This is a genomic window from Algoriphagus resistens (assembly GCF_001442615.1).
GTDB classification, from domain to species: Bacteria; Bacteroidota; Bacteroidia; order Cytophagales; family Cyclobacteriaceae; genus Algoriphagus; species Algoriphagus resistens.
Genome location: NZ_LMXN01000003.1, coordinates 444841 through 465645 on the forward strand (window position 1 = coordinate 444841; position 20805 = coordinate 465645).

General features: G+C 42.5%; 15 protein-coding genes. 6 read left to right on the top strand and 9 right to left on the bottom strand.

Annotated elements, in window-relative coordinates:
* Nucleotides 1-78 precede the first annotated feature (78 nt).
* From AS141_RS08170 to AS141_RS08180, 3 genes are all read right to left on the bottom strand, one after another.
* Nucleotides 79-1665, bottom strand: a complete 1587-nt coding sequence (locus AS141_RS08170) for an ABC-F family ATP-binding cassette domain-containing protein (RefSeq protein ID WP_057937144.1) — start codon at nucleotides 1663-1665, stop codon at nucleotides 79-81.
* A gap of 221 nt (nucleotides 1666-1886) precedes the next feature.
* On the bottom strand, nucleotides 1887-3065 hold the full coding sequence (locus AS141_RS08175; RefSeq protein ID WP_057937145.1) for a porin: 1179 nt from the start codon (nucleotides 3063-3065) through the stop codon (nucleotides 1887-1889).
* Between the two features lie 48 nt (nucleotides 3066-3113).
* Entirely contained in the window at nucleotides 3114-3560 is a 447-nt protein-coding gene (locus AS141_RS08180; RefSeq protein ID WP_057937146.1) for a PepSY-like domain-containing protein, read from the bottom strand.
* A 520-nt stretch (nucleotides 3561-4080) separates the two neighbouring features.
* Here AS141_RS08180 and AS141_RS08185 point away from each other — a divergent pair.
* Complete coding sequence (locus AS141_RS08185) at nucleotides 4081-5481, top strand: sulfatase-like hydrolase/transferase (protein WP_057937147.1); 1401 nt, start codon at nucleotides 4081-4083, stop codon at nucleotides 5479-5481.
* A gap of 88 nt (nucleotides 5482-5569) precedes the next feature.
* On the opposite strand, the gene AS141_RS08190 is transcribed toward AS141_RS08185, so the two are convergent.
* On the bottom strand, nucleotides 5570-6835 hold the full coding sequence (locus tag AS141_RS08190; RefSeq protein ID WP_057937148.1) for a sensor histidine kinase: 1266 nt from the start codon (nucleotides 6833-6835) through the stop codon (nucleotides 5570-5572).
* A complete protein-coding gene (locus tag AS141_RS08195; RefSeq protein WP_057937149.1) occupies nucleotides 6832-7509 on the bottom strand; it encodes a response regulator transcription factor in 678 nt (225 codons plus the stop codon). Before AS141_RS08195 ends, AS141_RS08190 begins: the two co-directional genes overlap by 4 nt.
* A gap of 156 nt (nucleotides 7510-7665) precedes the next feature.
* On the opposite strand from AS141_RS08195, the gene AS141_RS08200 reads away from it, so the two are divergent.
* The 5 genes from AS141_RS08200 to AS141_RS08220 all read left to right on the top strand — a co-directional run bounded on the left by AS141_RS08200 (nucleotide 7666) and on the right by AS141_RS08220 (nucleotide 15267).
* Nucleotides 7666-8580: a serine hydrolase gene (locus AS141_RS08200; RefSeq protein ID WP_057937150.1), complete on the top strand. Its 915-nt coding sequence runs from the start codon at nucleotides 7666-7668 to the stop codon at nucleotides 8578-8580.
* A gap of 118 nt (nucleotides 8581-8698) precedes the next feature.
* Nucleotides 8699-9286, top strand: a complete 588-nt coding sequence (locus AS141_RS08205) for a TetR/AcrR family transcriptional regulator (RefSeq protein WP_057937151.1) — start codon at nucleotides 8699-8701, stop codon at nucleotides 9284-9286.
* A gap of 246 nt (nucleotides 9287-9532) precedes the next feature.
* On the top strand, nucleotides 9533-10666 hold the full coding sequence (locus AS141_RS08210) for an efflux RND transporter periplasmic adaptor subunit (RefSeq protein ID WP_198293511.1): 1134 nt from the start codon (nucleotides 9533-9535) through the stop codon (nucleotides 10664-10666).
* A gap of 14 nt (nucleotides 10667-10680) precedes the next feature.
* Entirely contained in the window at nucleotides 10681-13848 is a 3168-nt protein-coding gene (locus tag AS141_RS08215; RefSeq protein ID WP_057937153.1) for an efflux RND transporter permease subunit, read from the top strand.
* 9 nt (nucleotides 13849-13857) lie between these two features.
* Entirely contained in the window at nucleotides 13858-15267 is a 1410-nt protein-coding gene (locus AS141_RS08220) for an efflux transporter outer membrane subunit (RefSeq protein ID WP_057937154.1), read from the top strand.
* 112 nt (nucleotides 15268-15379) lie between these two features.
* On the opposite strand, the gene AS141_RS08225 is transcribed toward AS141_RS08220, so the two are convergent.
* The 4 genes from AS141_RS08225 to AS141_RS08240 form a co-directional block, all read right to left on the bottom strand.
* Complete coding sequence (locus AS141_RS08225; RefSeq protein ID WP_057937155.1) at nucleotides 15380-16312, bottom strand: cyclase family protein; 933 nt, start codon at nucleotides 16310-16312, stop codon at nucleotides 15380-15382.
* A gap of 260 nt (nucleotides 16313-16572) precedes the next feature.
* Entirely contained in the window at nucleotides 16573-17721 is a 1149-nt protein-coding gene (locus AS141_RS08230) for an aldose epimerase family protein (protein ID WP_057937156.1), read from the bottom strand.
* Nucleotides 17722-17828: 107 nt separating this feature from the next.
* Nucleotides 17829-19670: a glycoside hydrolase family 2 protein gene (locus AS141_RS08235; protein ID WP_057937157.1), complete on the bottom strand. Its 1842-nt coding sequence runs from the start codon at nucleotides 19668-19670 to the stop codon at nucleotides 17829-17831.
* Between the two features lie 72 nt (nucleotides 19671-19742).
* The gene (locus tag AS141_RS08240) at nucleotides 19743-20732 is read right to left on the bottom strand and encodes a virulence RhuM family protein (protein WP_057937158.1); all 990 of its coding nucleotides are present in this window, start codon (nucleotides 20730-20732) and stop codon (nucleotides 19743-19745) included.
* Nucleotides 20733-20805: the final 73 nt, after the last annotated feature.

Here is a 20805-nt window from a genome sequence, read left to right on the forward strand (position 1 = left end):
ACTTTGCTGATTTTTTAATACTCAGATTTTAGGGCAAACGATTCAAAAGAAAACTTCAGCAAACCTGTAGTCCTAATTTCAGAGCTGGATGGTACGCTCTATATTCACTTGTTCCAAAAACAGCTCATCGTGCGACACCACCAGCAATGTTCCCTCATATTCATTGATAGCTGCAGTAAGAATTTCAATGTTTTGAATATCAAGATTGTTTGTCGGTTCGTCCAATATGATCATGTCAGGGGACTGGCTGCTAATGGTAAGGCAGCACAGCGACAGCCTCATCCGCTCTCCTCCGCTTAATGCCTGACATGACTTGTCCCAGTCTTCCTTAGGTAAAAGAAACCTGTTCAATCTAATTTTTATTTCATGCTCCTTCAGGGCAGCGTTGTTGAATTGCTCTGCCTGCTCGAATACATTCAACGGATTGTTTAGCAATGAATAATCCTGATCAATGTAAATGGCCTGAATATCTGAGTGGATAAGTGAGCCTTTCTGAGACTGCAAATCACCTAAGAGAAGCTTGATCAGTGTAGTTTTGCCAGAACCATTTGAGCCTTTCAGTTCAATTCTTTCCCCACTGGCAAGTTGAAAATTGAGATCACTTTGCCAGAGATTATCATTTCCATAAGAGAAGTTCAATCCTCTGGCAGTGATAAGAACCTTTCCTTTGTGTATGCAGGAATTTTGGAAACCAAATTTCATTTTATCAATAGCTGGAAGCTGTTTCCTTAAATCCTGTAAGTCCTGCGAGATTCCCCCAATCTTTTCAGTGTGGACATTTTTAATTTTTGAGGTGCTTTTTTCTGCTGTGTTTCGAAGCGTATTCAACATGATGGTAGCTATACCTGCCTTTTCCTGCTTTTTTTTGCCTCGCGCATCCAACTTTTGCTGGCGTTCTACTGTTTCCCGCTCCTTCTGTTTAGCCTTACGCAATGCCTTCTCCTTGCTTTTAACATCTTGGGTCAAGGCACTTTGCTCCACTTGTTTTTGAGCAGTATAGAAATCAAAGTTGCCTCCATACATGCGGATTCCTTTTGGAGTAAGTTCACAAACCGTATCCAAAAGATTCAGTAATTTCCGATCATGGCTAACTACAAGGAGGGTATGTGAGGTGCTGGAAATGTAGTCGTAAAGCAACTTTCGAGCCTCTATATCCAAGTGATTGCTAGGTTCATCCAGCAACACTAATTCGGGCTGATGAATGAAAATTCCTGCCAGAAAGACCTTGGTTTTTTGACCGCCACTGAGGTTTTCAAGCTTTTGGGAGAGCTCAAACTCTGATAGTTTCCAATAATTTAGAGCCTCAAAGCATCTTTCCTCGATCGTCCAATCGTCATCCAGGACCAACATATTTGCTTCAGTAGCCTTTCCGTCAAGAATTTCTCGTAATGCGGTGAGTTTCGGGGCTAGCCCCAGGGCTTCGGCAATTGTCAGGTGATTGAGTTGGCCAATTAACTGTGGAATATAATACGGTGTAGCATCTGTGACCACCTGTCCCTGAGCAGGCGCAATCAGCTTTGCAATAATGCGTAACAAGGTAGATTTACCAACCCCATTATTACCAATTAATGCCGCTTTTTGATGTTTGTTTACCGTTAGATTTAAGTTTCCAAACAGTAAATCCTTATTGGGATGTATATAGGAAAGGTTTTGTAAAATAAGCACAATTTCTCTCTTTGAAGATTAAACAAATGGCTATTCCAAGACTTAGGAGAGCCGTATTCAGTATCAGAAAGAAATTATATTTCACATAGCGTAGGTGCGGAATTAAGGCTACAAATATAAAGATTATTGGATTAGTATTTAATTGATTTTCCACAAAAATGAGGATTTAAAGGGTGTCATTAGTGCGGGAAAGTATAGGAGAAGAGAATTTATTGATGTAATTAAAAATTCAACTGTGCCTGTAATCTTAGCAGGCTCCCTGCTTGTTGGTTATTTTGAAGCTGAAAATCCTCATATCGGCGGTTTGAAAAAGTGTACATAGCCACCAGTTCAAAAGCCTTCATTGGCTGCCATTCCAAGCCTAATTCCAGCTCTTTTACCGTGTAGCTTCTTGCATCCAGTTCGTGCTTTTTTCCTCCGTCGTAGTATTGTATTCTGGTAAATGGAATGAGATTTCCGGCTAGGTATGAAAATGTCACATAGCCGCCCTGCAGATTCTGAATTTCAGTTTTTTGTGTTTCTTTGTTAAATTCTGGGCCTTTCCCGACCACATATTCTGCCTGGATTCCGAAAGGTCTTGGATACAGCACAAAAGAAACTGCAGCCCGCTCATCCAAGTATTCTTTGGTCTCATAACTCTTGATTTCAGGACTTGTTTCCTGCAGAACATACCTTCCACGGTATGCCTGGATCCCGGGCTCAATCACCTGATTCCCTATTTGGATCGGCAAAGAAAACCGGGATACCACATGGAATTTGCCATTTCGGTCTTCGTGATTTGCTGTCTGCCCGTTGTAAATCCCCAAAGCAAAAACCCCAAAATCTCCGGAGTGCTTCATCCCGTCCTTTTTCAGCTCAGTCATCATGTTTCGCTGCTGGCTGTTGGCCCAGTAGAAAAATACCCCCACATCCCGCTCATCTTTCAGGCCACTGTTGAGCGCGTCATCTCTGTCCAAAGGCAGGCGCTGGCTACTGGATTGCATGTTTTCGTAGCCAAAAGGCACCTTACTCTGTCCGATCCTAAGACGGAATTCGTTGTTTCGGTCCAAGCCCAGATCGAAATATGCATCCTTCAGTCTTCCAACATGATTAGATTCCCCCACCGATTTGGCAAAGTCCGGTTGAAAATAGAAAAATACACGTGGGTGGATCTGTCCATAAATTTTAAAGCGTAATCTTCGAAGAGAAAATGAATTTTCATCACCTCCCCAAGCCTCATCACATTGTTCACATTCCAGTTTCGGGTTAGTCTGGAACAAGCCGTTATACCGCACCTGCATATAACCTCCCAGGTGAATCCTTTCAAACCAACCTGAGGTGGTCTTTTCTTTTTCCTGCGCTCGTGCAAATGAAAAGGATAGTAAAAGAGACATAGCGGCAAGTGCGATATTCTTAAGCATGGATTAGGGATATATGGTGAGGCTGATGGGAGTAGGGGAGGTAAATGCCTAATCGTTGATTTTATGAAGAACTTCTCCTGTACTGGAGAAGATCACTTTCCACTCCTCAGTGAAGTTTTCCAATTCTACCGAATAACTGACATCGCGGCCCTCGGTGATTTTCTTAACTCCATCTACTTTTAACTCAGGGAAATCAGTGTTGATCGTAGAGAAGATGGTCTTAGGGAGATCACCTTTCGAAATTTCTTCAACATGCTTTAGCATTTTTCCGGCGGCATCATACCAGATTTCATGATCGGTACCCCAACCAATTTCAAATTCTACGTTGTAATTTTCACCATCCATTTCCCAGTCAATATCTGAGGCTTTTGGAAATGCTTGCTTGAAACTATTAACTACCACAGAAGGTACTTGGCTTGGATAAATATCCTGGGCAAAAGCCGCTGTGGAGATTAAAATAAGAACAGTTGCGAGTGATGTGATTTGTTTTTTCATGTGTTTATTATTTGTTTTTTAAGGGCATATGGAATCTCACATGCTTTATAATCATCACAGTGTGTGACTCATGGGCAATGCTTGATTTCATGTGCATATAGTTTTAATTTATACCTCAAAGAAAAAGGGGGAATCTGGAAACAATTGGGAATCTGGAATGCCTTAAAAAAAATCTCACAAGAAAATCCATCAGCGCAGTTAGGATGGTTTTTCTAGCCTTGCATATTTTTATCTCAGCGATGGTTTCTTTTCACCTGCCCCTTAACACGGATGGTTGCTCGCAATTACCCATTGGTAAATACCTATCATCATTCAATAGGTGCAGGATCTAAGTTTCAGGTTGCTTCCGTAAAACGAATACCTTAAATTTCATCTGTTTATAATTTGTCTTTTAAGGGTCAGATGGAATCTCCCAAGCATTATTATCATTCCAGTGTGTGAGGTTTCGGTCATGCTCGATTTCATCTGCAGCTTTAATCGTTAGCTTGAGTTTACCTTGACTTTATCCCGATCCCGCTTAATGAAAAAAGTACTTATCCTCCTTATCCTATTTTCTTTCTATTATCTACAAGGGCATTCTCAGACCAAGAAAGATTACAAGCCTAACATCATTTTGATTTTTATTGATGATATGGGATGGGCTGACTTAAGTTCGTTTGGAAATAAGGATGCCCAAACTCCGAACATCGACAAGCTGGCTGCGCAGGGGATTTCTTTTGAGCAGTTTTATGTCAACTCTCCGATTTGTTCACCCTCACGGGTTGCGATCTCGACGGGTACTTATCCTCAGCGGTGGAATATTACTTCCTATCTGGATCATGAAAAAAACAATCGGGCAAGAGGAATGGCTGATTGGCTTGATCCATCTGCTCCTATGCTGGCAAAAAGCCTACAACAGACGGGCTATACCACTGGTCACTTTGGTAAGTGGCACATGGGAGGGCAGCGGGATGTAACTGATGCCCCACCGATTTCAGCCTATGGATTTGATGAATCCTTGACTAATTTCGAAGGGATGGGAGCCAAACTTCTACCCCTTACAAAAGATGAAACGGGTAAAGTAGGGAAGATTTGGGAAGATGCCGAAAAATTAGGAGGCCCCCATACATGGATGCAACGGTCAGAAATTACCACAGGCTTCGTGGATGCAGCAATAGATTTTATCGGTAGAGCAAAAGAAAACAATAAACCTTTTTATGTAAATGTATGGCCAGATGATGTACATAGCCCTTATTGGCCTCCTTTTGAGGAATATGGATTGGCCAAAAAAGAGGGGAAAAGAGGGTTGTATTTGGCGGTTTTGGAAGCGATGGATAAGCAAGTGGGAAAGTTGGTTGACTTTATCCAATCCAATGAGGATTTACGTGACAACACGTTGATTCTGATATGTTCGGATAATGGTCCGGAAATGGGAGCAGGAAGAGCAGGAGAGTTAAAGGGGTACAAAACACATCTTTATGAGGGGGGAATTCGCTCTTCTCTGATTGTATGGGGACCAGGATTGATTGATAAAGATGTGGAAGGAACACGAAATGAGGAATCTGTATTTTCCGCCATTGATTTTGCACCTTCCTTACTTAAACTGGCAGGATCAAAAAAACTATCAGCAGATAAACTGACCGATGGAGAAGATGTTTCCATGACAATTCTCGGCAAGTCCAGAGGATCCCGTCAAGCCCCGATTTTTTACAGTAGACCTCCTGACCGCAAGAACTACTATGGCATCGAAAACCTCCCTGATCTCGCTGTGCGGGACGGAAACTGGAAATTGCTTTGTGATTATGACGGCAGCAGACCGGAGCTGTACAATATCGTAGAAGACCCAGGTGAAACAAAAAATCTGACTGAACAAAAGCCTGGGCTTACTCAAAGCCTCATTAAAAAAGTTACTTCTTGGTATGTTTCTATGCCACAGCTTTAATTAAAATCTCCCGCCACTGTGCAGCTAAGCAATATTACGGGATGATTCTCAAATGTAGCTAACCTTCTAGCTTTCTCCCTGATCAGCCTCAACCCATTTTCACCTCAAAGCAGTGCTCACGATCATAGCTGTAACCTACTTCAAACCCATACAATTTGCAGATGGCCTGAACAATAGCCAGGCCTAAACCCGTGCCCGAATTAGTGTTTGTTTCTTTTTGGAAGCGGTCAAATATTTTACTTGAATCTAACTCCTCTTTTTTACCGGTATTAGTTACCTGGAAGGAATTTTCATTTATGATTATATGAACTTTGCCGTTCGGAATATTGTGAAAAATAGCATTCCGAATTAGGTTACTAACTAGAATTGATGCCAGACTCTCATCCATCAGATAAGTAAGGTTGGCTGATTTATCCACTGAGATCTCTATGTTTCGGAAATTTGCAAAGTCCTCCAGATCTTCAACACACTGATTCACAAGCTTGCTGAAATCAACTAATGAAGGTTCGTTGAATTGCCTGTTTTCAATTTTTGATAGCAACAATAAGGACTTGTTGAGCTTTGTCAGGCGCTGAATAGTCTGTAAAATCTGTTCTATATTCTCTGCATTGGCAGGGTCAAGACTTTCTTTTTCCAGCATCAATTCCAACTTGGTAGAAATAATAGCCAAGGGGGTCTGTAACTCATGGGAAGCATTTTCTGTAAATTTCTTTTGGTTGTAAAACGTTTCTCTTGCCCGGATAATCAGTGCATTTACCGCTGATTCCAGCTCTTTAAATTCCTTTGTTTCTCCTGTGACTGTGGGCAAAGGAACATTTTTGTCAATACGATAGGATTTCAACTCATTCAGAAGCGAATAAAACGGTGTCCATAATTTCCTTAAAACGACATTGTTAATCAGAATAATGCTGATTACCAGAATGATATAAAGCCAGAGAATCGAATAGAAAAGATCTTCGATAAGGTCGTCCTCCTCCACTGTTGAGTTGAATACAGTTAGTTGATAATAATCTTCGCCATGCTTAAAAGCTGAAGTCAGCATGCGCACAGGTTCCAGATCGTCTTCGTTTTGCATATAGAGCAAGGTATCGGTGAAGTAGTCGCGCATGCGGAGCGCCTCACTTTCAGCTATCTTATGGATAGTATAATTTCCTTCTTCAAAATCTGTTTTTTGAAGGACTGTGGCATCGTCTTCTGTCCTTTTAATGATCAGAAGTTTATAATTGTCTAAACCATCATCTATACTGTCATGGATTTCATCAAGCATGTTGATGTAAAATATCGCTGACCAGACAGTAACAATCAGGAAGATTGAGATGGAAAGGTATTTTAGAGATTGATTGAGAAGCTTCACAATTCTACTAATTTATACCCCACCCCGTAAATAGATTGGATTTCAATCTTGGCATCTGAAGACTGTAGTTTTTTGCGTAGATTTTTTATTTGATAATAGATGAAATCAAAATTGTCAGATTGATCGATATGGTCACCCCATACATGCTCAGCAAGTGCATTTTTTGTAATCAGGCGATTTTTGTTCACTAAGAAATAATTAAGAATATCAAACTCCTTTCTGTTCAATGAAAATAGTTCGCCATCCACGGTGAACGTCCGCTCGTTTAGATCCAACACCGTATTGCCAGTCAAAATCTGGTTTGACCCGTTCAAATTTTTTCTTCGGAAAACTGCCTTGATACGGGCGTTTAATTCTGCAATATGAAAGGGTTTGGTTAAGTAATCATCTGCTCCCAACCCCAATCCTTTCAGCTTATCATCAAGCGAATCCTTTGCAGAAATAATGATCACATTTCCGTCAATTGATTCTTTTTTAAGTTCTTCGAGAATGTCTAACCCACTTCCCCCCGGAAGCATTATGTCCAGTAAAATACAGTCATATTCATACAAGGCAACTTTTTCCATCGCCGAATCATAATCCGGGGCATGCTCTACCAGATAAAGCTCTTTTTCAAGGCTATCGCGGATTACTTCTGCCAGCTCAGGTTCATCTTCTATCAACAGAATTTTCATGATTCCAAAAATAGGGGACAAATCTGGAAAGAAGTGGGAATATACCTTTTTCCTAATCCCTGAGATTTGAACGTTAAAATCAAAAGGGCTTTAAAAGAAATTTTTATCTTGAGGTAGCTTTTGAATTTACCTCATCCAAAAGATATCCCAAGAAGAATGAAAACAACTTTTCTGTTTACCCTAATCATCTCTTGTCTGACTATCGGTCTTCTTTCTTCGTGTCAGGAAAAAGTCTCCAAAGCAGAACAATTAAATTCTACCATTATATCCCAACTAGACTCCATCAAAGGCGATGTGGCCGTAGCCTATATTAACCTCTCTGATCCATCGGATAGTTTGATGATCAATGCCGAGCAAGAATTTCATGCGGCCAGCACCATGAAAGTACCGGTGATGATTGAGCTTTTCAAACAGGAAAGTCAAGGAAAATTTAATCTCAATGACTCTATTTTGCTAAAAAATGAGTTCAGGAGCATAGTCGACAGTAGCTTGTACAGCATGGATATCGGCGATGACAGTGATGATGTTATTTACAGTAAAATCGGTACGAGACAATCGCTAAGAGACCTGATGTACAGCATGATCACGGTGAGCAGCAATTTGGCTACAAATGTCCTGATTGAACTGGTCGATGCCAAAAATGTCACCGCCACCATGCGTGAACTGGGGGCTGACAAGATTGAAGTTTTGCGTGGAGTAGAAGACACTAAAGCTTATGAATTGGGCATGAGCAATACCACTAACGCTAAGGATCTATTGATAGTCATGAAAGCTATTGCAGAGAATAAAGCAGGAACAAACAAAGCATGCGAAGAAATGATTTCCACCTTAACGGATCAAAAGTTTAATACCATTATTCCATTTTATCTTCCAGAAACTGTCTCTGTCGCTCACAAAACTGGTTCTATCTCAGGTGTACATCACGATGCAGGAATAGTTTATTTACCTGATGGAAGATCTTATGTGTTGGTGATTTTGTCAAAAAACCTGGAAGATTATGATACTGCTACCGAGCAGCTGGCAAGAATCTCCAAGACGGTTTATGAGTATGTGCTTAATTCAGCAAGTTAGTTTTAAAGAAGCATGTTATTTTGTAAGATTTTAGGTTGGGGAAAATTTTTTAAAAAAAATCAAATTCTTATGAACCTATTTTTTCTAACACTGTTAAGTGATTTAATTCAGTGAAGCGATGGGAAGTAAGGAACGCATATCGAGACTAAAGGAAGAAACCAGAAGTAACATTCTTAAGGCAGCATTTGAGATTGTTAAAGAAGAAGGATGGACTGGTCTAAGTATGCGAAAAATTGCTGACCGTATTGAATACACAGCCCCTATTATTTATGAGTATTTTACAAATAAAGAGGCGATTTTAAATGAATTGACCCGGATCGGATTTAAGGATCTGGATGAAGTATTAGCAGAGGCGCAAGAAGCACATAACAATCCAGAAGCACAATTGGAAGCCATGTGGATGGCTTTTTGGGAATTTGGTCTTCGCAACAGGGAAATTTACCAGGTGATGTTTGGTGTAGAAATGACTTGTTGCATCGGAATGGTGCCTGAAGCGCAATGGCCTTCTAGGCGATTTTGTCCGGTAATTACCAAGTTGCTTTCAGAGAAAGACAGAGATACCGGTATCTGTCAGCAGAAATACTTCAGTTTCTTTTCCGTAATCCATGGTCTGCTGTCGATCAACTTAGTAGGGAAAGGACTTACTGAAGAGATGAACAAACAGATTTTAAAAGATGCTATTGTAGGAATTATTAAAACAATTTAAAAAATTTTTTATCAATTTCTAACAGCGTTAATTTTCTTAATACTGTTAGAAACTTGGGATAGTACATGCTATTCCACACAAATCAAAAACGAACTCCATTAACTACTTGATTCATCCCGTGTGAGTCAATAACAGACTATCGACTTAACAATGTTAAATTATTTAATGACGTTTAAAATGCTTCCAACTAACTTACAAATACCCAGCAATCTATTTGATTTTCAACTTACTAAACCAACTAATCTTATGAGAAATTTATTCTTAAGTCTGAGCGCGATTATATTATTATATGCTTGCAGCCCCGCGCATTCTACCGATCAAGCTGCAACCAGCCCACCACAATTACCTGTATTTTCCATTCAAAGGTCATCTGCAGAGACATCTTTGGAATATCCAGCCACTATTGAAGGTACCGTTGATATTGAACTGCGGCCTCAGGTTAGCGGAACGCTCGAGCGGGTATTAGTGGACGAAGGGGAATATGTGGAGAAAGGAAAGACCATTTTTGAAATTAATGACCTTCCTTTCCGTGAAGCGCTTAATCATGCAATTGCCAATCAACATGCTGCAGAAGCGGCCCTAATTCATAGCGAACTTGAAGTGGCCAAATACACACCATTAGTGGAAAAAAAGGTAGTCTCAGACTTTCAGCTGAAAACGCTTGAAGCCAGTCGACAAATGGCCCTCTCCAATCTGGAGCAGGCAAAAGCACAGGTAGAGTCCGCCAGGATCAATTTAAGTTACACTAAAATTCACGCTCCGACTAGCGGCTATATCGGCAGATTGCCTAAGAAACAGGGATCCCTGATCGGACCTTCGGACCAAAGTCCGCTCACTACATTATCAGATGTTCATGAAGTGCATGTCTATTTTGCTCTGGGAGAGACTGATTTTATCGGGTTTACTGCTCAATATGAAGGAGAGACTTTGGCGGAAAAAATCAAAAATCTTCCTCCCGTCACCTTAGTACTTGCAGACCAGAGTAAGTATTCAGCGTTGGGGAAAGTAGATGTGGTGGACGGACAGTTTAACAAAAATACAGGAACAATCACCTTTAGAGCCACCTTCCCGAACGAGAAAGGTTTGCTCCGGTCCGGAAATACAGGGAGGATAGTGATCACTCATCCACATGCCGAGGCCATTTTGGTTCCTCAGCAATCGACTTTTGAAATCCAGGATAAAGTCTTTGTGGTTACTGTAGATGAACAAAACAGTGTTGTTAGGCAACCAATTCAAATCAGTGGAACCACCGGAAATAATTATTTGGTCTCCAGTGGACTGAAATCCGGAGACAGAATCGTCTACAAGGGATTTGAAACGCTTCAAGACGGTGCGGTCATTTCTCCGGAAAACCCAGAAATAAATCCTGCCAATCCTTAAAACAAATTAAACAGATGTTTCAAAAATTTATAGACAGGCCGGTTTTGGCCTCTGTCATCTCTATCCTATTGGTAATTCTGGGAGTACTGGGGGTTTTTAAATTACCTCTTCAGCAATTCCCGGATATTGCCCCACCTGCAGTACAGGTTGTAGCACTGTATCCCGGTGCCAATGCAGAAACACTGCTGAGATCGGTAGCACCCTCACTAGAGGAATCCATCAATGGCGTCGAAGGCATGAGTCATATTAGTTCTACGGCCAGTAATGACGGTTCGCTGGTCATTAAAGTATATTTCGAACTGGGAACTGACCCAGATCAGGCGGCAGTGAATGTGCAGAACCGCGTATCTCAGGCCACCAGCCAGTTGCCTGCCGAAGTTGTGCAGGCGGGAATTACGACGTCCAAGCAACAGAATAGTTTGTTGATGGTAGTATCTATGTTTTCAACGGACCCAGAGACCTATGACCAAACATTTCTAGCAAACTATGCTCAGATCAACATTATTCCGGAGATCAAACGGATTAAGGGTGTTGGGCAATCAATGATTTTTGGTGGGAATAAAGATTACTCCATGAGAGTTTGGCTGAATCCAAGCCAGATGGCTGCCTATAATCTAACGCCGGCTGAAGTCACGGCAGCCATACAAGACAAGAGTCTGGAAGCTGCACCGGGTAAACTTGGGGAAAGCAGCGATGTAGCTTTTGAGTATGTCGTAAAATATAAAGGAAAGCTGAATAAGCCTGAAGATTATGAAAACCTTGTCGTTAGGGCTAATCCGGACGGGACTGTGCTTAGGCTGAAGGATGTTGCCAGAATAGAGTTCGGTGCTTATTCCTATACGAATTACACCCGGGTTGATGAAAAGCAGGGCGTTAACATAGCTGCGTTTCAGATTGCGGGGTCTAATTCCAGCGAAATACAGATTGCTATCAGTGAGTTGATGAAGAAGGCCGAGAAAGATTTTCCGCAGGGCGTAGGATATCTGATTCTTTACAATACAAAAGATTCACTTGACCAGTCAATTTCACAAGTAGTAACGACATTGATTGAAGCATTTGTGCTGGTCTTTCTGGTAGTATTTATATTCCTTCAGGATTTTCGTTCGACACTGATTCCAGCTATTGCTGTGCCTGTGGCGATTTTGGGTACATTTTTCTTCATGTTGCTTTTCGGTTTCTCTATCAACCTGCTCACGTTGTTTGCGCTGGTGCTTGCGATTGGTATTGTAGTGGATGATGCAATTGTAGTTGTAGAGGCTGTCCATTCCAAAATGGAACTTGAACATCTTTCTCCTAAGGTGGCCACAAGGAGTGCGATGGGTGAAATCACAGGTGCGATTATTTCCATCACATTGGTCATGGCTTCGGTGTTTCTTCCCGTCGGCTTTATGGAAGGCTCCACCGGTGTATTCTACCAGCAATTTGCGTTTACTCTTGCCATCGCCATTATTATTTCAGCGATCAATGCACTTACGCTTAGTCCGGCATTGGCTGCGTTGTTTCTTAAGGATAAACACCACGGGATTCCAGGAAGCAAAAAATTAACCTTTAGAGAGAAGTTCTTCGCAGGTTTCAATTCAGGTTTTGAGAAACTCACCAATAACTATGTCGGTGGGATCCGTTTGTTGATCCGCCATAGATGGGTAGGCGTAGCTGCGCTGGCCTTGGTGGTAGTGACCACCGTTGTAATGATAAGGACCACACCTTCAGGCTTTATTCCTTCCGAGGATCAGGGTTTTATAGCGGTATCACTTGATTTGCCTGCCGGTGCATCATTGGAGCGTACCACTGAGGTGATGAAGCAGGCAGAGGATGTGCTTAGAGATATGGACTTCCATGCATCACTCAATGTGATGTCAGGTTTTAATATTCTTACTGAATCCGCGAGTCCTTCTGCAGGAGTCTTGTTTATTCTTCTCAAACCGGTAGAAGAACGGGGAGAAATCAGTGATATCAATGCTATCATGGCGGAGGTAAATCAGAAATTCTCCCAGATAAAGGGGGCAAACTTCTTTGTATTTACATTTCCCACTGTACCTGGATTCAGTAATGTTGACGGACTTGAGATAGTGCTTCAGGATAGGTCTGGAGGAGCACTGCAAAAGTTTAGCGATGTAGGCTCCACATTCATTGGTAAGCTCATGGCCCGGGAGGAAATCGGTTTTGCTTTTTCTTCATTTAAATCTGATTATCCGCAGTACAATCTTGAAGTGGATGAGGTGAAAGCTGCCCAGCTACAGGTAAGTGTCCGCGAGGTGCTGCAGACACTTCAGGCATATTTTGGAAGTATGCAGGCATCAGATTTCAACAGGTTTGGGAAATACTATCGTGTGATGGTCCAGGCCGAAAAATCGGATAGAGTCGATGAATCTTCACTGGACGGGATCTTTGTGAAAAACAGCCAAGGTGACAAGGTGCCGGTAAATACACTGGCGAAGCTTGAGCGGGTGTATGGACCGGAAACGGTCTCCCGCTACAATCTCTTTAATTCTATTGGGATCAATGCCGTTGCCGCACCGGGCTTCAGTTCCGGTGATGCACTCCAGGCGGTCCAGGAGCTGGCTAGCAAAGAGTTGCCAAATGGCTATGCATTAGAATTTACAGGAATGACCAAGGAAGAAATGGGTTCAGGAGGACAATCGCTGATCATCTTTCTCCTCTCGCTTCTGTTCATTTACTTCTTGCTTTCTGCCCAATACGAAAGTTACATTCTTCCGCTGGCCGTTATATTTTCTATTCCTACGGGAGTCTTGGGAGTTTTCTTAGCAATAGGGCTTACGGGTATTGAAAACAATATATATGTACAGGTAGCCCTGGTCATGTTGATTGGTCTGTTGGCTAAAAACTCGATTCTTATCGTTGAATTTGCCGTGCAGCGCAGAAGGGCAGGTAGGACCTTAATGGATGCGGCGCTGGAAGGGGCGAGGCTTCGTCTACGTCCTATTTTGATGACATCTCTAGCTTTTATTGTCGGGCTAATTCCGATGATGTTTGCTAAAGGTCCGTCCGCATTGGGCAATCATTCGATAAGTATCGCAGCCGCTGGCGGGATGGTTTCAGGAGTCATTTTAGGGCTTATGATCATTCCATTATTGTTTGTCATCTTCCAGCATTTGCATGAGCGCATCAGTAAACCGACTGAGCTTCAGCCAGAAGAATCAAAAGTACTTGTAACACATTAACCGGACAAAATGAAATCTTTTAATTATAAAATAGCAACAATCCTGTTGATTGGATGGCTGGCCTCGTGCAAGGCATCCGAAGACATAGGCGCACCCACGGATGTATTCCCCGAGACATTTAGGGAGTATGAAACAACGACGGGCGATTCTACAGATGCTAACGTGCTCTGGAATGAGTTTTTTGTCGATTCAAATCTTGTTTCATTGATCGATCAAGGGCTGCAAAGAAACAACAACCTCATAATTGCCCGCAAGAATATCGAGGTGGCGCAGTTAACCTTTAAACAAACAAAGTGGCGGAATGTCCCTGAATTTGATGTTTTGCTGACAGCCAATTCTTCGCGTTTTTCCGAAAATTCCCTGAATGGACTCAGTACGGAAACGTTTTTGGAAAGGAGTAGTTTAGAAGATTTCCAGCTTCAAGGCATGTTGAGCTGGGAGGCTGATATATGGGGGAAATTGCGGAGGCAAAGTCAAACTGCGCTTTCCGAATACCTTCAGACTAGTGAGGCTACCAAAGCTTTACAGACAGGAGTTGTGGCAGCGATAGCCAAAAGCTACTATAACCTTCTCAAACTTGACGCTCAATTGGAAGTGGCAAAGCAAAACTTACAGCTCAGCAGGCGAACTAAGGAAATTATTGATCTTCAGTTTACCTCCGCATTGGTTACCACGCTTGCAAAAGATCAGGCCACTGCGCAGATGAAACAGGCGGAACAATTGATTCCTTTTCTGGAGGGGGAAATAGCTGTGGAAGAAAATCTGCTAAGTATATTGACAGGAGAGGCCCCTGATTCTATTGTAAGGGGGGTATTTCAGGAAAATCTCCCAACAGTAATTAATGCGGGAGTTCCGGCAGATCTCCTAAGTGAACGCCCCGATGTGAAAGCGGCTGAACTGGGGTTGCAAGCTGCCAATGGAAGAGTAGGTGTTGCCAAAGCAATGATGTATCCTGCACTTCGGATCACTGCCTCCACTGGACTCAATGCTTTTGAAGCTGTCAACTGGTTTAATATACCCGGATCGGTGTTTAGTGTGGTGGGAGGAAGCCTGGCACAACCAGTGTTGAACAGGCGAAGACTGAAGACCAATCTGGAAGTGGAGAAGGTACAGAGGGAACAGCAAATTTATACCTTTAGGGAAACGGTACTTACTGCGGTAAAGGAAGTGTCTGATGCCATGGTGCGGATAGAAAAGACCACTGAACAGCAGAAAGTCGCTTCTTCACGTGTGGAGGCTCTTGAGCATGCGGTGGACAATGCGGATCTTTTATTTGAAAATGGCGTTGCAAATTACCTAGAAGTAATTACTGCCCAGGGAAACCTCCTACAAAGCCAATTGGATCTCGTGGAAGTCAAAAGTAATAAACTTTACGCTTCAATTGATCTTTATAGAGCGCTGGGCGGAGGTTGGCGCTGATCCTCAGATGCGAATAATTTGAATAGAAATCCGGTTGGAAATGGTGATGAATTACCATTCCAACCGGGTTTTTTATATGAAGAGCTCCAATTATAAGCTGAACCTGGAGAGATCAGATAAGCTGGTGATAAACGATCCCATCTTCTTGATCAGCTGGGTTATTTAACCTGGCCATTGCTCTGACGGGAAATGTACCCACTCCCTTGAATTTTGGGGGGATGGCACTGAATGTAAACCCATCGTCAGGCAGCAGGTTTAAGTTGCAGAGATGTTCCACAATTAGGATTTCAGAGCCTAAAAGAACAGAGTGAACGGGTCTGGTTTTTCCGGCCGTGCAGTCGATGTTGTGAGAATCAATGCCCACCAATTTGACCGCACAGTCTTTTAAATAGTGGGCAGCTCCCTCAGTGAGGTATGGGTGGTTTTCATAATACTTTTCCGTATTCCAGTGGACATCCCATCCTGTATGGATCAATACTGCCCGGTTTCGGATTTCATAGTTTACCAGGTGCTCCTCGGTTATTGCTAAGGTTTGCGAATGCGGCACCCGGATGACCACCGCCTCAAGGTCAGTAAAAGCTTCCAGTCCGACCTCAGAAAGGTCCTTTCCGTTTTCATAGCGGTGAAACGGACAGTCGATATAGGTTCCCGTGTTGGTTACCATTTCTATTTTTCCGATTTGAAACGTTGTTCCTTCATCATAGATTTTTTGCGAATCTACCCTACTCAGATAGTCGCAGATGAGCGGCGCGGGAAGCCCTTTGTAGGTGACCAGCCCATTTTCGATGGTGTGGCTTAGATCAATTAACAGTTCGCTCCCCTTGCTTTGATTGATGGCTTTCCGCTTGTGGGGTTCCATCAGGATCTCTTTGTTCAGAATGACAGCCTGTCCCACCATGAGCAGTCTGAGATCTTTGATGATATAGTCTGCAAGTTCTTTGTCCGAAATATCGTCTCCGGCGATATCTAGCCGAAAGTCCTCTCCTTTGATGCTGCCGCCGTTGGTAAAGTAGAGTTCAAAATCGAATTTTACTCTTTTGTCCATTCGTAGTTTTTTACTCTTTCAAATTCCTTTTGATTAAAAAATCGGTTCATAAAGATACAGGATGAATTCTTTTTTTTCATGCTACTAAGAATAACCCATCCGGAGATTTTTCTCAGAGCGATATCATTAGGATCCCAACTGATCAAAACGGTAATCTGCTGATATAAATTAGGATTGGGTTAAATCCGCAGTTGGTAATCTCTGCTACGGATCAACCAGGATCAAAAAAACCATCCCGATTTCGAGATGGCTTTCTGTTTTTATTTTGTGCCAAACTTATAAATACAAGTCTGTCCGTATTTCTCTCCCGGTTTCAAAACTGTGGAAGGGAAATTAGGTTGATTTGGGGAATCAGGATAATGCTGGGTTTCCAGACAAAATGCCGATCTAAGCTCATAAACTTTACCCCCTTTGCCTTTGATTGTTCCATCCAGAAAGTTTCCGCTGTAAAACTGAATAGCGGGCTCTGTAGTCCAAACTTCCATTTCGATTCCCGTTTGTGGTGAGGAAATTACTGCGGCTTGAGTCAGTTCGCTGCCTGATTTGTCCAGCACCCAGTTGTGGTCATATCCACCACCGAATTTTAACTGCTCGTTTTCCTGAGCTATCCGTTCTCCGATCCGCGTAGCCGAAGTAAAATCAAACGGGGTACCCTTTACCGTGGCCACCTCTCCTGTTGGAATGAGCACATCATTCACTGGAGTGAATTTGCTGGCGTTTAATTGGAGCGTATGATCAAGCACATCCCCGTTTCCAGCGCCATTCAGATTGAAAAATGAGTGATGAGTCAAATTCACAGGTGTAGCTTTATCCGTTTCCGCTGCATAAGTGATCTTGAATTCATTGTCATCTGTGAGAGTATAGGTCATTTTTACTTTCAGTTCACCTGGGAAACCTTCCTCTCCGTCCGGAGAAGTATAGGTGAAGACCAATCCATTTTCTCCTGACTTCTCCGCGTCCCAGATCACAAAATCCATTCCGCCTGGGCCGCCATGTAGGGTTTGCCCGTTGTTGTTTTGCGGCAAGGTATATTCTTCTCCATCTAAGGTGAATTTTCCATTGGCAATACGATTTCCATACCGTCCGATCGCCGCACCGAAGTACTTTTCGCTGCTTTTCAGATACTCGTCTAACGTTTCAAATCCCAGGACTACATCCACCGGGTTGCCATCTTTGTCCGGCACCCACAGGTTAATAACCCTTGCGCCGAAATTGGTGACTTTCATTTTCATGCCATTGGCATTTTTAATTTCGTATGTTTCCACGTTCTTGTTTTGATAAGTTGTGCCGAATGTCCTCTCTTGTGAAGGTTCTTCAACTTTGGTTTCTTCTTTGGGTTTGCTCTCGCAACTGTAAAGTAAAATCCCAAGTGCAGCTGCACCAAGTATTTTGTTGAAATGATTATTCATATGATTATAATTTGTCTTTCTAAGGTCGTATGGAATCTTTGACGATTAAAATAATCATTGGCCTGTGTGTTTTAATGATGATTTTAATTGTGTCGATTTCATAGCATTTACTTTTTATAGAGAGGGGAATGTAAGCTTTTCATTTTGGACACGTCGAATTTGATCACTTTCCTATCGTAGGTCATCAGGCCGTTTGTCTCTATTTCTACATCGGTGGTCTGGGTATAGACTGCCGCCGAAAGACCAGCATCCACCAATTCGCCAAGCCTTTTCACCAGACCTGCGTATCGGTCAAAAAGCTCATCTTGGTTTTTAAAGCTTTGATAGCCCCAGTTGTCTTTTTGCTGCCAGACATGACCATCCACAGGAAGACCCAAACCTCCAAATTCGCCCAAAACAAGGATGTTGTCTTTACCATAGATTTTAGGATCTGGCATTTTCGCATCCGGATAATTGTGTAGATCGATGATGTCACCGGCTATTTTTGTTCCTTCCATTTCAAAGTTTCCGCCACTGGCAGAATTCACCAATCTGGATGGATCATGCGCTTTAGTCCATGCGGTGATCTCCTTGGTTTTAAACTGGCCCCAGGCTTCGTTGAAAGGTACCCACACTACAATCGAAGGGAAATTATAAAAATCATCCATAATCTCTTTCCACTCTTCCCGGTAAATAGCCTCAGATTCTGGAGTTCTGTCCCGGTCTGACTGCTCACCGAGCACGGCTAGTTTCATCTCCCAGCCGTTGCCCATATCTCCGCTTGGCATATCCTGCCATACGAGTAATCCCATTTTATCACAGGCATGATACCAGGTTGCTGGCTCCACTTTTACGTGCTTTCGGATCATATTGAAGCCCATATCCTGAGTCTTTTGAATGTCAAAAACCATCGCTTCATGACTTGGAGCTGTGTATAGACCATCAGGCCACCAACCTTGATCTAGCGGGCCGTATTGAAACAAAAATTTGCCATTTAGCATCATGCGTTGAATTCCATCCGCATCTGGAGCCATGGAGATTTCTCTCAACGCAGCATAACTTCCGACTGCATCCAAAGTTTTTTTCCCATCTACAAGTTCCGCTTTCAACTCATAAAGCACAGGATTTCCAGGTTCCCACAGTTGGGCATCTTCAATGGTCAGCTTAGCTGTCTGGGAAGGCTTCACTGTCTGCTCGGCCAGTAGCTGTCCGTTTTTCCAGGCGCTTACTTTTACTTGTTGACCTTCCTCAGCTCCAATTACTTCAGGGGTTACCAATAGCTGCTTGCTATGGATGTCTGATGCATTTTTCAGTTCAGTGATGTAGGAGCTAGGCACGGTTTCCAGCCAAACTGTCTGCCATATTCCCGTCACGGGGGTGTACCAAATGGCATGGGGATTCTTAACCTGCTTGCCGCGGGGCTGTGGTCCATCGTCACTTGGATCCCACACGCGTACCTGCAACGTATTTGTTTTACCGGTCACTTGCTCAGTGATGTCGAATTCAAAAGGATCATATCCACCGTTGTGCTTACCTACACTTTTTCCATTGACAAATACTTCAGTTTGCCAGTCAGAAGCTCCAAAATGTAGCAGAACACGGTCTTTCGAAGATTTCTTTGGTCGCTCAAATGTGGTGCTGTACCAAAGCTCGTTATCTGCTCCAACAGTTTTTCCAACGCCCGAAAGTGCAGATTCCACAGCAAACGGCACTAAGATTTCCCCGTCAAATGCGGAAGGTATCGCCTGTCCTTTTGGTTTGATGGCATAATCCCAGAGCCCGTTTAGATTCACCCAGTTTTCCCGGGTCATCTGCGGTCTTGGATATTCCTGATGGGCATTTTCAGGAGTGACCTGAGCGGCCCATTCCGTCATGATTTTACCTTCTACAGGCTTGTAGGTAGTGGTTTGTGCGGTCGCCAGCTGCTGCGCAAAAAGCAGACATGCTCCCAAGATCAGTGTTTTCTTCATAGGGATAGGTTTATGTGTATCGCTGTTTAAAGTCAGTTATTTTAAAATCAGACTAAAGCGATTTCTTATAAATTACTTGTTTTTTAGTTTTCTGATTTCTTTATCAAAGTCAGAAATGAATTTTTGAGTCCTATTATATTCGTCGTATTGACTTACTGCTTTTTTGTCTGCTTTTAATTTAGAGATACTACCTTTTCCCGAAAGCACTTTGTACTCGTTAAATGCCAGAAATTTGTTCACGCTTTCAGCTAACCCTTCCATGGTAAACGTGTTTTCCCGCTCTATCAGTCCTTCTATGTAGTCAAAGTAGCCGGATACTGTTCTTTCAAGTTGCTGGATTTCTTTTTCCTGAAGATAGTTTTTGGCAATGATCACATCGGATTTTAGCACTCTGCCATCGGGACTGTTCTTCCAGGTGGTGAGCCCCATATTATCTTTCTTTGAATCAGCAGCAAGATGAATAATTTCAGCAGCCGTTTTACCGGTGATAGCAAAGTGAAATTTGTTTTGCACCATGGCATAGAAATTCCTGGTGATCTCAGATCTGGGGTCATAGTCTATACTGCACTCGGCAAAAATATCTGTTACTTGTTGGTAGATTCTGCGTTCACTGGCACGGATTGAGCGAACTCTGCGAAGCAATTCCTTGAAGTAGTCTTTGCCAAATGTAGTTGAGCCTTGTTTTAGTCGTTCATCATCTATTACAAATCCCTTGATGATATACTCCTTTAAGGTTTGTGTGGCCCAGATCCTAAATTGTGTAGCTTTAGTAGAATTGACCCGATATCCAACTGAGATAATTGCGTCTAAATTATAGAATTTAGTTTGGTAATTTTTTCCATCGGAAGCAGTTGTTTCCAAAATGGAAATAACTGAACTCTCATGAAGTTCACCTTCTTCAAAAATATTACTAAGGTGTTTGCTTATCGCAGGTATATTTACACCAAACAACGTACTCATCGCCTTTTGAGTCAACCAAAGGCTCTCATCTTTCAGGAAAACTTGTACCCGAATCTCACCCGAGGGCGCAGTGTATAGCAGAAAGTTGTTTACTTCACTCATTTATCTTCGCGAGAAGTTGTGAATATTGTATTTACTGAAATGTTTTGTAATCCAATTCGGGGAATAAGGGCTA